This window comes from Mycoplasmopsis lipophila, from assembly GCF_045276895.1.
GTDB lineage: Bacteria > Bacillota_I > Bacilli_A > Mycoplasmatales > Metamycoplasmataceae > Mycoplasmopsis > Mycoplasmopsis lipophila.
Map to the genome: position 1 here is coordinate 636,354 of NZ_CP174165.1, position 14,405 is coordinate 650,758.

12 protein-coding genes and 3 tRNA genes are annotated in these 14,405 nt (G+C 22.0%); 6 read left to right on the forward strand and 9 right to left on the reverse strand.

The window, feature by feature from the left end:
- Positions 1-54: 54 nt before the first annotated feature.
- From serS to ACJA27_RS02850, 4 genes are all read left to right on the forward strand, one after another.
- Positions 55-1,323, forward strand: coding sequence for a serine--tRNA ligase (serS, locus tag ACJA27_RS02835; protein ID WP_406617794.1), 1,269 nt, complete (start codon positions 55-57; stop codon positions 1,321-1,323).
- A 193-nt stretch (positions 1,324-1,516) separates the two neighbouring features.
- The gene (locus ACJA27_RS02840; RefSeq protein WP_406617795.1) at positions 1,517-3,553 is read left to right on the forward strand and encodes a hypothetical protein; all 2,037 of its coding nucleotides are present in this window, start codon (positions 1,517-1,519) and stop codon (positions 3,551-3,553) included.
- A gap of 92 nt (positions 3,554-3,645) precedes the next feature.
- The gene (locus ACJA27_RS02845; protein WP_406617796.1) at positions 3,646-5,178 is read left to right on the forward strand and encodes a phospho-sugar mutase; all 1,533 of its coding nucleotides are present in this window, start codon (positions 3,646-3,648) and stop codon (positions 5,176-5,178) included.
- 32 nt (positions 5,179-5,210) lie between these two features.
- Complete coding sequence (locus ACJA27_RS02850; RefSeq protein ID WP_406617797.1) at positions 5,211-6,500, forward strand: glucose-6-phosphate isomerase; 1,290 nt, start codon at positions 5,211-5,213, stop codon at positions 6,498-6,500.
- Between the two features lie 58 nt (positions 6,501-6,558).
- Here the strand turns inward: ACJA27_RS02850 and ACJA27_RS02855 are convergent, their stop codons facing one another.
- Positions 6,559-7,269 carry an EcoRI family type II restriction endonuclease gene (locus tag ACJA27_RS02855; RefSeq protein WP_406617798.1) on the reverse strand — a complete coding sequence of 237 codons (711 nt, stop codon included), beginning with the start codon at positions 7,267-7,269 and terminating at the stop codon, positions 6,559-6,561.
- Positions 7,262-7,765, reverse strand: coding sequence for a hypothetical protein (locus ACJA27_RS02860; protein ID WP_406617799.1), 504 nt, complete (start codon positions 7,763-7,765; stop codon positions 7,262-7,264). The genes ACJA27_RS02855 and ACJA27_RS02860 overlap by 8 nt, the downstream gene beginning before the upstream one ends.
- 218 nt (positions 7,766-7,983) lie before the next feature.
- On the opposite strand from ACJA27_RS02860, the gene recU reads away from it, so the two are divergent.
- Positions 7,984-8,478, forward strand: coding sequence for a Holliday junction resolvase RecU (recU, locus tag ACJA27_RS02865; protein ID WP_406617800.1), 495 nt, complete (start codon positions 7,984-7,986; stop codon positions 8,476-8,478).
- Here recU and ACJA27_RS02870 read toward each other — a convergent pair whose 3' ends face one another.
- The 4 genes from ACJA27_RS02870 to ACJA27_RS02885 form a co-directional block, all read right to left on the reverse strand.
- On the reverse strand, positions 8,479-8,940 hold the full coding sequence (locus tag ACJA27_RS02870) for an HU family DNA-binding protein (RefSeq protein ID WP_406617801.1): 462 nt from the start codon (positions 8,938-8,940) through the stop codon (positions 8,479-8,481).
- A 168-nt stretch (positions 8,941-9,108) separates the two neighbouring features.
- Positions 9,109-9,182, reverse strand: a tRNA-Trp gene (locus ACJA27_RS02875).
- Positions 9,183-9,194: 12 nt separating this feature from the next.
- Positions 9,195-10,304 carry a redox-regulated ATPase YchF gene (gene ychF, locus ACJA27_RS02880; RefSeq protein ID WP_406617802.1) on the reverse strand — a complete coding sequence of 370 codons (1,110 nt, stop codon included), beginning with the start codon at positions 10,302-10,304 and terminating at the stop codon, positions 9,195-9,197.
- A gap of 13 nt (positions 10,305-10,317) precedes the next feature.
- Positions 10,318-12,000, reverse strand: coding sequence for a hypothetical protein (locus tag ACJA27_RS02885; RefSeq protein ID WP_406617803.1), 1,683 nt, complete (start codon positions 11,998-12,000; stop codon positions 10,318-10,320).
- Positions 12,001-12,139: 139 nt separating this feature from the next.
- Between ACJA27_RS02885 and ACJA27_RS02890 the strand changes: the two genes are divergently transcribed.
- Positions 12,140-13,402, forward strand: a complete 1,263-nt coding sequence (locus ACJA27_RS02890) for an Eco57I restriction-modification methylase domain-containing protein (protein ID WP_406617804.1) — start codon at positions 12,140-12,142, stop codon at positions 13,400-13,402.
- On the opposite strand, the gene ACJA27_RS02895 is transcribed toward ACJA27_RS02890, so the two are convergent.
- The 3 genes from ACJA27_RS02895 to ACJA27_RS02905 all read right to left on the reverse strand — a co-directional run bounded on the left by ACJA27_RS02895 (position 13,403) and on the right by ACJA27_RS02905 (position 14,342).
- Positions 13,403-14,101, reverse strand: coding sequence for a hypothetical protein (locus ACJA27_RS02895; protein WP_406617805.1), 699 nt, complete (start codon positions 14,099-14,101; stop codon positions 13,403-13,405). It abuts the gene before it with no gap.
- An 85-nt stretch (positions 14,102-14,186) separates the two neighbouring features.
- Positions 14,187-14,263 (reverse strand) — tRNA-Arg (locus ACJA27_RS02900).
- A gap of 4 nt (positions 14,264-14,267) precedes the next feature.
- Positions 14,268-14,342, reverse strand: a tRNA-Cys gene (locus ACJA27_RS02905).
- Between the last annotated feature and the right edge of the window lie 63 nt (positions 14,343-14,405).

Here is a 14,405-nt window from a genome sequence, read left to right on the forward strand (position 1 = left end):
AATTAAAAAATTAAGTTTTAAAAAATTAAATAAAACTTATAACAAGGAGAAAAAATGCTTAATTTAAAATATATTTTGGATAATGTAGAAAAAGTTAGATTAGGACTTAAAAATAGAAATTTTAATATAGAAATTTTTGATAAATTAGTTGAGCTTGGAACAAAAAGAGGGAAATATATGTTTAAAGCTCAGCAAAAAAAAGCTGAATTAAGTAAATTTTCAAAACAATTTGCAAAATTAAAAAATAATCCAGAAGAATTACAAAAATTAAAAGAAAACATAGAAAATGTAAAAAAAGAAGAAGAACTATTAGAAAAAAGTGCCTCTATATTAGATACTAAAGTAGAAGAATTATTACTTTCTATTCCTAATATTCCTTTGGATATTGTACCTATTGGAAAAGATGAAAATAGTAATCAAATAATAAAATGTCATGATAAATTAGGAAGAGGTTTAATTGCTGGAGTTTTACCACATTATGAAATTGGCAAAAAATTAGACATTATCGATTTAGAAAGAGCGGTTAAATTATCAGGCTCAAGATTTGTTTTATACAAAGGTTTGGGTGCTAAATTAACTAGAGCTTTACAAAATTTTATGTTAGATCAACATTTAGAAAGAGGATATATAGAATTTGCTACTCCTGTTTTAGTTAAACCAGAAATGCTTTATGGTACTGGACAATTACCAAAATTTAAAGAAGACCTTTTTGCTTTAGAAGGTTTATCACATTATTTAATCCCTACCGCTGAAGTAACTTTAACTAATATATATAATAATGAAATTATTAATTTATCCAAACCAATGAAAATGACTGGTTTTACTGAATGTTTTAGATCAGAAGCTGGTTCAGGTGGTAAAGATACAAAGGGAATAATTAGAAATCACCAATTTAAAAAGGTAGAATTAGTTAAATTAGTAAATGAAAAAGATGCCTGAAAAGAATATGAAAAAACTGTAGAAGATGCAAAAAATATTTTAGAACTGTTGGGTATTCCTTATCGTGAAGTAAGATTATGTACTGGTGATTTGGGTTTTTCTTCAATGCATACTATTGACTTGGAATTATGAATGCCTTCTGAAATAAAATATCGTGAAGTTAGTTCAATATCTTATTTCGGTGATTTTCAAGGTAGAAGAGCTAAAATTAGATACAAAAATGAAAAAGGTGAAAATCAATACGCTCACACAATAAATGGTTCAGGATTAGCTATTGATCGTCTTGTTGCTTCTATTTTAGAAAATTATCAAAATAAAGATGGAAGTATTACTATTCCAGAAAAATTAGTTCCATATATGAATGGAATCAAAGAAATTAAATAGAAAAGTATAAAAAAAGGTTATTTTTGTTAAAAAATAATTTTTTTTATACTTTTGTTGATTAATTGTACATATATAAGTGGTGAATTAAGTCTAATTCACTAATTTAACCAATAGGAAGTTTTTTTAATAAGGAGGAAAAATTAAAAAACTTTACAATAAAATTTTTACTTTAGGTATTCTAAGTACAATCCCTATGTCAACTATATCTTTATCTAGTAAATGTGAATTTACTAAAATTTTTCAAAAATCTAAATCAAATAAAGCTAATAAAAATCCTTTAAAAAATTTTCAACAAATTGTAGAACAAGAAATTAAATATGATGTTTCACATAAAGAAGATAAATATGCATCTGAAATTATTCCTGAACTTATAGAATACAAAGGAAAAAATATTGAAAATTTTTTAATAGAAACTAAAATTAAAAAATTTGATCAAAATAAAGGCACAATAACATTAGATATTAAAATTATTGATAAAAAGAATCCTAAAAATTTAACTATTTTAAAAGATAAACAAATTACTGGATTTAAAAAAGATGAAAGTTATCATAATTTAGATGTCATATTTAAAGAAAATAAATCTAAATACATATGAGAATCAAGAAAATGAGATTATGAAGTAATTGGTTATGATCATGATCTATATAATGCTTCTATTTCTAGTTGTATTCCTAAAGAGCATGGGATATATCTTAATGTTCAATTAAGAAACAACAAAAATAATGAAGTAGTAGTTGAAAGAAAATTTTTCTTTAATAAATTTAAAGAAAATAATATTAGCGCATATATAAATAATGCTAATAATTATTTTCCATTTGAAATAAATAGAGAAATGATTAAATTTGCAAATGTTGATTTAGATGAATATGAAGTTTTTTGTACTGGTATAACTCAAAATAATTTTAGTGATACTATTGAAGTTAGATATACTATTATTTCTAAGAAAAATAGAATATATCAATATCATTCTTTCTTGTGAATAAAAGGATTAAAAAAATTCAAATTAGATATTGATTTAGCTAAAAATAAAAGAGAATCTTATATTAAAGAAATTAAAAGAGAGGACATTAATTTTAAATCAAATGAAGATAATAGATATAAACTCTTTTTAAGAAATATAGAAAATGATGAATCTAATGATGATTTTTTAATTTTAAATTTTGATATTATAGACACAAAAAATAATAATAAAATATATCGTGCTCCTTTTGAAATAGGGGGTTTTATTAAAACAAATAAAGTTTATAAATCTTATAATAGTGTAAAAAGTGATAAAACTTTTGAAAGAAAATATGCATTTGATATTAATGAAGAAGATATAAAACAATCTGTTGATTATGATAAAGAAAAATACAATTTAGAAGTTATTAATCTTAAATATATACAACAAGGTTATGAAAAACCTTATTTTGAATCAGTATGTATTTTAACTAAAAAAAATGAACCTGAACATCGATCTTATGATTCAAAAATACATATTAAAGTTTATTTTTATAGTTTTAAAGAAGTTGATATAACTTTCAATTTTAAAAATAAAGAAAATAAATATCCTTCTGATATAGATTTTAATAATCCTCTAGATGTTGATGTATATGGATATGATAAAAATAAATACAAATATTACATAGATAAACTTGAAAAAGATGATTCTCAAGGGATTTTAAAATATAGAGTAGTATTTATAAATAAAGAAAATAATAAACAAATGAAAAAAGAATATAAAACAGAAGGATTTAAAAAAATATTTTTTGATGAAATAAAAAATATAACTATTGATGATAGCAATAAAGAAAAATATTATGCTTCTCATTTTCCATTAAAACTTATAAATAAAGAAAAAGATTATGAATGCCAATTACTTGATGATAATTATATAAATATTGATGATATAAAAGGAGAAATAACAATTCCTATTTCTGTAAAAAAGAAAAATTCTAATGCTTCAGTCATAAAATATGTAACTATTTCAGGATTTAAAAAATTAGAAAATATTCAAATAGATTACAAAAATTCAACAATATATGGATATAGAAGTAATGCAAATATTTACAATTTGCATTTTACTTTTGATAAAAATATTTATTCATATTATAAAGTTACAAAAATTAAAATAGATGCATCTCCATTCCATAAATCTATGGGTGTGGTTCAATATGAAGCAATTTTCTATACAAAAAAGAATGAAACTTTCAAATTTAACTTCCATGTTTTTGGATATTATACAAATTAACTAAACTAAACTTGTAATTTGATTACAAGTTTTTTCATTAAAATTATTAATCTTTATTTTGATTTAAATATCTAATATTTATAATATTAGATATGTTAGTTAAAAAATTAGAAATGGGAACTGCAGGAATGCGAGGAAAAGTAGGTATAGGACAAGATAAATTAAATTTTGCTTATATTGATCAAATAGTTAATGCATTTGGGTTATATTTAATAAATAAATATTCTAATGTTAAAGAAAAAATTGTTATTATAGGTAGAGATAATAGAAATTTATCAAAAGAATTTGCTTATTATTCAGCACAAATTTTATCTAAATATAACATTAAAGTAAAACTAAGTAAAGATATATGTCCAACACCTTTTGTTTCATATTGTATTATGAAATTTAATGCCTTAGGTGGAATAAATATTACTGCTAGCCATAACCCAAAAGAATACAATGGAATAAAGTTATATAACTCTTTTGGAGGGCAATGTTTGCCTGAAGAAGTTGAAAATATTAAAAAATATTTTAGTCCATATAATAATTCAAAAGAAACTCTAAATATTGATTGTAAATTAATAAATAATGTTGAATATATAGAAGAAAATTTATATCAAAAATATTGCAATAAAATAATTGAAAAATTAAATTTTAATTCACCAATTAACAATATAAAAATTGTATATTCTCCTTTACATGGAACAGGGTTAAAATATGTAAAATATTTAAGTACAAAAATATTTTTAAATTCTAATAATCTATTTTTTGAACCTTTTCAATCAAAAGAAGATAAAGATTTTTCATATTGCCCTAGTCCTAATCCAGAATATAATCAAACATATAAATGAGCAGAACTTTACAATGATAAACAAAATATAGGCGCTGATGCCATAATTTTAACTGATCCAGATTCAGATAGAATTGGTATAAAAATAAAACATAAAAATCAATATGTTTTGCTTAATGGAAATGAAATAGCAACTTTAATTTTTTATTTTTTAACTATAAATAAGGTTAATATTAAAAATAATTATTTATCTTATTCTTTTGTATCTTCAAATTTACCTGCTAAAATAGCTAAACAAAAAAATATTAAAACTTTTGAAGTTCCTACTGGTTTTAAATGAATTACTCATATCATTAATCAAAATAAAAATAATAACTTTTTATTTGCTTTTGAAGAAAGTAATGGATGCTTATTAGATTCTTCAATTTCAAGAGATAAAGATGCAATACAAGCGTTTGTTATCTTAATTAAAATGTTAAGTTTTTATAAAGATAAAAATTTAACTTTATATGATGTATTACAAAATATTTATTTAAAATATGGTTTTTTAAAAACAAAAACTATTTCTTTTGATATAACAAATAAAACTAAAAAACAAGTAAATTTAATCATCAATAATTTTAAAAATTTAAATTTGGAAAATGCTAACTTTATTGATTTCAACTTAAAAAATGATATTTTAAAATCAAATATGTATAGATATCTTTTTAATGATGATTCTTGGATTTCTTTACGTCCTTCTGGAACAGAACCTAAAATAAAAATATATATTTCTACATATGGCAATACAGAATTAGAAGCAGAAAATAAATTAATTTGAATGAGTAATAAAATTGATAATCTATTAAAATAATTTAATAGATTTATTTAAATAAAGAGGTTAATATGAAAAATATAGATTTAGACATAACTAATGCTTTAAATTTTGATGATATAAAAATTTTACAAAATAAAGTTAATTCTATTCATAACCATTTAATTAAAAAAAATGTCCAAGAAAAAGAATGGCTTGGTTGATTGGATTGGCCAGAAAAAATTACAATTGAAGACATTGATAAAATTAAAGAATTATCTTCTACTTTTCAAAAACAAAAAATTGAAGTTTTAGTAGTAATTGGAATAGGTGGTTCATATTTAGGAACTAAAGCTGGCTATGATTTTATCTATGGCTCCTATTCATCAAAAAAACCTAATATTGAACTTCTTTTTGCCGGAAATGATTTAAGCGCAGAAACTTTGATAAATAAATTAAAATATGTTGAAAATAAAAGATTTGCCATTAATGTAATTTCAAAATCAGGAACCACTTTAGAACCTTCTATTGCTTTTAGAGAATTTCGTAAATTGTTAGAAGGACAAGTTGGAGTTGTACAAGCAAAAAACTTTATAGTTGTTACTACTGATGAAAATAAGGGAATTTTGTCTGATATGGCAAAAAACAAAGGATATAATAAATTTATAATTCCAAGTGATATAGGTGGTAGATTTTCTGTTTTAACTCCTGTTGGTTTATTCCCATTTGCTTGTGCAGGAATAGATATAGATAAAATTATTGAAGGCGCTAAAGATTTAAATCTTGAACTGGAAGATCCTGATTTAAATAAAAATTTAGCTTATCAATATGCTTGTGCAAGATTTATTCTAGGAAAAAAATATAGTGTTGAAATGATGGTTCTTTATGAACCTAAAAGTTATTATTTAAGTGAATGATGAAAACAACTTTTTTCAGAATCAGAAGGAAAAAATAATAAGGGTATTTTACCTACTAATGCTATTTTTTCAACCGATTTACATTCTTTAGGACAAATGATTCAAGATGGACAAAAAATTTTATTTGAAACTATTTTTAAAGTTAAAGAAATAAATGAAAATATTTATTTCAAAACTAATGATGTTGATTATGACAATCTTAAATATTTAGATGGTAAAAATTTACATCAAGTGAATAATATTGTTCAAAAAGCAACATTAGATGCACACTATTCAACTGGAAAAATACCAAATTTAATTTTTACTTTTAAAAATTTTTCTGCTTATACATTGGGTTATTTATTTCAATTTTTTGAAAGAGCATTAGCTATGTCAGCTTACTTATTAGGAGTAAATCCATTTAATCAACCAGGTGTGGAAATTTATAAAAATAATATGTTGAAAATTTTAAAATCCGATATTTAAAAAATCATATTTTACTATTTTAAAGCTAAATAAGTAAAATATGATTTTTTTATTTTTATTATTTTTTAAAATTATTTTCATCATATTTAGAGAAATAATAATATATAGATTTAGTTGAAATATCTAACAAAATTTTAACCATTTCTTCTTTATTTCATTTTTGTTTTTTAAAAAAATAACTTCCTCTATTTGTCTTTAATGTGTTATGCAAATATATTTTGCATAATTCACCAAATTCAGCAATAGTAACTACTCTATCTAAAATTGTTGAATTTTTATCAAAATCTTCTCCATAACCAAAACAAACAAAAGGAAAAATCGATTCATTTGTCATTCAAGTTCTTAATCCTATAACATTTTTTCCTAATCTTTCAATAGCATTTCCTTGTGCTTGAATTCCTTTGCCTTCTTCGATTCGTTTATCATTTGTCCCTTGTTTTTTAGCTTCGCTTATTAAAATTGGATATTTATTTTCATTTTTATCTTCAATATATAAAAATCCTCCATCTGGTTTAATATTTGTTTTATCAAAATAAAAATTTCATATTTCATTAGGATAAATTTTTCTTAATTTTTCTACAATATCTTTTAATAAAAGTTGTTTTTCAAATTTAAAAACTAATTCTGGGAATAAAGTTGTTAATTTACTTTTAACCTCTTCTACTGATTCTAATAGTTCATTTTCTTGCTTTACGGATTCCTTTGTTAATCCTTTGCCACCTTTTACATCATTTTTTAGTACATTTGATAATCTCTCTGAATTACTCATATTTTTCCTCCTTATTTTTTATAAACATTTTAGAAGGGGTAAAATTTGATAATGCATTATTATGTTTTATATGTGTAAAAATTAAATCTTTTGGTAAAAAATTATTACCACAAATATATGAAGAATTAAAAGATGAAGGATTACCATTAAAAGACACTCTTTTATCAACAATTAACATTTGACAAGGATTATCAGCAAAATAATTACCAATTTCTTGATAATTTAAACACATAATATTTGTTAACATTGCCCATGGTTTACCAAAAGAGTTTAATTTTTTAAAAACATCTAATTTTTTTGAAAATGGAGGATTAGAAAGAGCTATATCCCATTCTTTAGGTTCATATTTAAAAAAATCTTTTCCTTCCCATATATGTGAACATATATATTTAAAATTATTCTTTTCACAAAAAAGAACATATTCACTATTTTTAGTATCAAAAGGTAATCATATAATTGGTTCTCTATTTAATTTTTTTCTTAATTTATTTATCAATTTATATATATATATATATATATAACGTCAACTAAAATTTTGGGAGTATACAATTCATCAGTTTTATTTTTTGTAAATGCCCCAGATATTGAATGCGCCATAAAATTTCCTTTTATTTATAAATAAATTATTACTATTCTAAATTTAACAAAAATAGTCCATTTTTGTTAAATTTTTTTATTTTTTCAAAAAATTTTAAAAAATGAATATATATAAGTATGATAAACAAAAATAAAGGTATGTTACTAGAGTCTATTATTAATAAAACTATTAATTACTATAGTGAAAATAAAATAGCCTATATAGAAAAGAAAAATTTAAATATAAATTTTAAAAGATTGTTCGTAAATCAAAACAACATAATTAGTGTAAAAGATGGGATTGTATCTTCAAAAAGTACAGTTGATTACATAGGGTGCTATCAAGGAAAATTTATTGCTTTTGAAGCAAAAAGTACAAATGAAAAAGTTTTACCATCTAGCAATGTTCAAATTCATCAAATTGATTATCTAAAGAAAATAGCTGATAATGGAGGTATTGCTTTTTTTATTATTTTCTTTGGTTTATATAATGATTTTTTTATTGTGGATATTTATGATTATATTAATAGAAATAAAAAACCTCTTGCATATGAAGAGGTTTTAAAAATAGGTAAGAAAATTGAATTAGAATATCCTGGATTAATAGATTTTCTACCACATTTAAATAAATAATTAAAAATTAACAATTTCTCTTAAATATTTAGAAGGAGTATATTTAACTATACGTTTTTCAGGAACAACAATTTCTTTATTTTCTTGAAATGGGTTAACTGTAGTTCTTCCTTTTTTAACTTTAACTTCAAAAGTACCTAAAGTTGAAAGTTGAACCTTTACTTCAGCAATTAATTTTTCTTTAAGAACAAAAACAAAAGCATCAAAAAATTCATCAACCACTCTAACTGGAACATCTAATCTTTCAGCTACCTCAATGAAAAATTCTTTTTTAGTCATTGTTTCAACTTTGAATTTTCTTTTAATTTCTTCTTTTAATTCTTCTTCAGAAGGATCAGTGGTCATTTTTATTTGTTCATAAGTGATATCTTGTACTGGTTGTACATCTTCTTCTTCAAAAACACTTGTTTCATCATCATCTGTTGAAAATTCTAATGTATCTTCATCATTTTGGTAATTCATATTTACTCCTTTAAAATTTATTTTTTGTTTTATTACTCTTATTTATAGATATATAAAACAAAATATGTATAAAAATTATATTGTATTTTTAAAAAAAATAAAAATAATTCTCTATTTTTAATTGACTATTTTAAAAAATAGAGAATTATTAGACAAATAATATTGATATGGCAGGAGTTGTAGGAATCGAACCCACATAAGTAGTTTTGGAGACTACAGTAATGCCATTATACTAAACTCCCATATTTGGTAAATTATTTACCAAATTTAAAGTGACATACATCACCATCTTGCATTATATAATTTTTTCCTTCCGATCTTAATTTACCTGCTGATTTAGCACCATTTTCACCATTATAATCTATATAATCTTGATAAGAAATAATATCAGCTTTTATAAATTTTTTTTCAAAATCTGAATGGATTATACCAGCACATTTGGGTGCTAATGAACCTTTTTTATAAACTCATGCCCTAACTTCTAAAGGTCCAGCAGTAAAATAAGTTTCTAATTCTAATAATTTAAAAGCAGATTTAGTTAATTTATTTAATCCACTTTCTTCTATTCCATATGTTGTAAATCATTCATTTAATTCTTCTTCATTTTCTATATTTGCTAATTCACTTTCTATTTGAACACAAATAGGTAAAATTAAACAATTTTGTTCTTTTGCTTCTGTTTCTAATTGTTTATATAAAGGATTATTTTGATAATCCAATAATTGATTTGATGAAATATTAGCAACATAAATCATAGGTTTAGAAGTTAAAAGTTGTCAACTTTTTAAAACTTTTTTTTCTTCATCATTAAAAAAATTAATTATATTTCTTACAGGTAAGTTTTTTTCTAAATGCTCTTTAATTTTAGAAGCAAGATTATTTTCTATTATAGCTTCAGCAACTCCAGATTTTGCTTTTTTTGCCACTCTATTAATAATATTACTTATGGTTTCATAATCTGCTAATATCAATTCTGTATTAATTACATATTGATCTGTAACAGGATCAATTTTATTAGCAACATGAACTATATCTTTATTTTCAAAACATCTAACTACATGAATAATCGCATCAACTTCTCTAATATTAGATAAAAATTTATTTCCTAAACCTTCCCCTTTAGAAGCTCCTTTAACTAAACCTGCTATATCCACAAAATCAAATGTTCCGTAAATAATTTTTTCAGGATTTACAATTTTAGCAATGTTTTGCAATCTTTTATCAATTAAATTAATGGTGCTCATATTAGGCTCAATTGTTGTAAAAGGATAATTATTTGCTTCTACTTGATTTTTAGTAATAGCAGAAAATAAAGTACTTTTACCAACATTTGGTAGTCCAACAATTCCAGCTTTTAATGACATAATATCTCCTTAATTATTTCTTTTTATCTAAATATGAAGCAAATGCCGCAATTAATAAAACAATTATTATAAATATAGGACCTCAAATATAGAAATGTCACATTTCTTTTATAGTTCCATTTTTACCAAAAAATCTATTTAGAGTTGCAAATGAAGCAATACCAGCAAAAACTAAAACTGTTAATTGTAAAACACCAGCATTTATTGCTTTTTTCTTTTCTTTATTTCCATCTTCAATAGCAAACCTTGCTTGAATAGCAGCTAAAGCACCAGCAAATTTTTCCTCTAAATCGCAATTATTATAAATATCTTTTTTTAGATTTGCTAAAACTGGTGAATTTTGAACCCCTGAATTAAAATCTTTTAATTTACTATTATAGTAATTTAGTATAGGTAAAGAATTTTTCAAACCGTAAAAATCATAATCAACTTTAGAAATATTATTAGTTAAAGAATCTGATAGCATCCAAAATGATTGAATTAAATTAAATGAATTAATAAAAGTTTTTACAGAATCATTTTTTTTATCAGTTCTTAAAATACTAACCAAATTACAATTATTTGTTTTAATTAATCCTTCATTATTGGAACATTTATATTTAGAAGAATTATCATCTAAATAAAATATATTATTATGTTCCAATTTTTGTTCTAATGAAATAATATTATTTCATTTTAAATAATTATGAATACCTTTATATGTTATAGATTGACATCATTTAGAAATTTCGATTATTTCAAAATTTTCTGGTTGAAATAGAATACTTCTTATAAATGAAAACCCATCATAATTTGGTTTTGAATAATTAGAAAGCATTGATAAAGGTCTATTTAATTTTTTTCTTGATTTTAAATTATTTTCTGTTCCATTAGTTTTTGTTCAAAAATCTTTTTTGTGTAAAACTAATTTAAGTTTTTGAACAATTTCTAAAATTTCTTTTCTTTTCTTTAAAAAGAAAAGGTTTTCATATTTATCATTTTCAATATTTTTATTTAAAACAAAATTATTTTTTTCTAAAAAATGAAAATTAACAAAATTTTGAATGAATTTTACTTTAGCTGTATTTGATAAATTATTAAAGTCTTCAATCATTCTATTAGAATTAAAAACATCAGAAAAAGTTTTATCAAATAAGAGTTTTAAAAACACATTGTCTTCATTTTTATCTTCTAATAATTGATCAATAGTATAAATATAATTAAAAACTACAATTCCTGTTTCATATACAGAATAACATAAATCTTCATTAAGATTTTTTGAAGATCATACTCTAAATATTAATTCTTTTGTATCATCGAAATTTCTAGGAGAAAAAAACTCTTTTTTATTTTCAATTTTAGAAATTAAAATTTTAGAAAACTCACTATCATCATTATATTCAATAAAAGGGACTTTGTTGTTTTGTTCTAATTTATTATTATTTTCTTCTATTTCCTTAATTAAAAATTTAGATAAAGTTTGATAGTTTTTTGCTGCTTCAAATCTATTTAAATCAAATGGATAAGAAATAAATTTTCCCAAATCAAGAGGTATAGAATTTAATATTCTAATGCTTGAAACTAGTTTTATAGCATCTCTAAATCAATTGGCAAATGATTCATAATTTTCTCATTTTTGAATTTTTTTATCATTATTGTTTTCTTCAATGGGTTTATTTTTTTTAAATTTTTTTAATATAGTTTTAAATATATTCATAGCATATAAATTTTACTTTATATTAAAGAAATTAAATTTTTAAGTAATTTAGTATTTCTTAATTATTAATGAGATAAATGTTTTAAAATCAATTTTATTTATCTATATATTATTTTTTATGATTGTTTATAATTTTTTTATGAATACAAAAAATAATTCAATAAATGAAAATATTTCTTTTAAATTTGAAATTAAAAAAAATAATTTGAATAAAAAACAAGAAATATTTGATTTTTTTGATTCTTTAAATAATGATTTAACACACAAAAATTCTAAAGATGATGAATGTACACCAATGAAATGTGTAGAACAAATGATTGATTATATTCCGGAAGAATTTTGAAATAAAAATAATTTAAAAATTTTGGATCCTTGTTCTGGAAATGGAAATTTTGGAGCATATTGTTCTTTCAAAACAGATTTAAAAAATATTTGATTTAATGAATTAAATACAATTAGATATGAAAATTGTAAAAAAATTCTAAACCCGACACACATAAATAATGAAGATTTTTTCAATATGACTGGAGATTTCAATAATACTAAATTTGACCTAATAATGGCCAATCCTCCTTATTCTGGTGGAGGAAATAAAAATAAAAGTCTATCAAATAAATTTATTGAAAAATCAATTGATTTATTAAATGATCAAGGATATTTGTGCTTTATAACACCTAATAATTGAATGTCTTACAACAACAATAATACTACACTAAAAAAACTTTTATATAATGGATCTTTTCTAGTTATAGATAATAATGCCAAAAAATTTTTTCCTAAAATTGGTTCATCTTTTTCTATATTTGTTTGGCAAAAAACTAAAGAAAAAATTGAAACAATTGTAAAAAATAAATATTGCATTGAAGACACACAAAAAGTATTTATTGAAAAAGACACTCCTTTTATCCCACTTTATATTTCTAATGAAACTTTATCTATATCAAAAAAAATGGTAAATATTAAATTAAAGAATAATTTAATAAAGTATAGATGTGATTTGCATAACTTTACAAAATCTAAATATTTAAGTGATAAACAAGATGAAAAATTTAAATTTTTAACAATTCATACAGCTAGAAAAAATAGATATTCTACTTTTAAACAAGACATTTATGAAAAAAATAAAATTATTATACCTTTATCAACTTATTTTTTACCTTATCTAGTTAAAAAAAGTAATGTAACCCAATCTGTAGCATATATATGTATAGATGACAATCAAAAACAAAATAAATTATTAAAAAAATTAAGAGAAGCAAAATATAAAGTATTAATACATTTAACTAGATATGGTAATTTTAATAATTTAAAAATTTTAAAAAATATGGTTTTAAATGATATTAAATTAAATGAAAAAGAAAAAGAAACAATAAATAAAATAGCTAATACTATCAAATATTAGCTATTTTATTTCTGTTGAATTTGATTGAATATTTCCTAATGGTTTTCTATTAAATTGTTTAATAAATTCTTTGATAATGATGTCTTCATATGCTAAACTCTTTGAACTAGTAAAAGGTATAGATGTAATGTTATGCCAAATATATGTTTTTGGTTCTGAACAATCAATTAAATATAATTTAAATTGTCTTCTATTGGCCACAAAAGATTGTAAAATCTTAAAATTTGTTGTGCTTGCTGTTCTAAAATTACTAACTGCTCCACAATTATAAGATTGTAACCTTAATTTAAAATTAGTTCTTGATTGCCCAAATTTAATAATATATTCTTTATTATTTATTAAACAAGTTATTAAATATAAAATTCCTAATTTTTTATAAAAAATATTTTCTCCCTCTTTAGTTAAAAAATTTTTAACAATTATTTTTTCATTATATTTTTCATTATTTTTAATAGTCATTGGTTTCGCTTCTAAAATACATGTTGGTATAAATTCACTCATTCCAGGGAATTTAAAATCCTTAAATTGAGGTTGTAACAAAATATCTCTTTCTAAAAATGGAAAATCATTTTTATTTTTTAAAGGAAAGGTGTTATATAAAGCATTTACATATGCTATTCCTTCTAGTGATTCAAAAGAATCATTCTCTAATTGTTTACATAATAATTTAAGTTTTTCTAAGATTTCTTTCTCTACCATATATTTCCTAATTAATAATAATTATAATATACAAAAAAGTCATTTCTCTATTAAAGAAATGACTTTGTACTTCACAATAGTGATATGGCGCGCCCAGCAGGAGTCGAACCCGCAACCTTTTGGTCCGTAGCCAAACACTCTGTCCAATTGAGCTATGGGCGCATTTTGGAGGCACCAACGGGATTCGAACCCGTAATCAGAGTTTTGCAGACTCGTGCCTTGGCCATTTGGCTATGGTGCCTTATATGGCTAATATCAACTAAAATGCTTATTAAATGATACAACAAAATAAAAGATTTTTGTT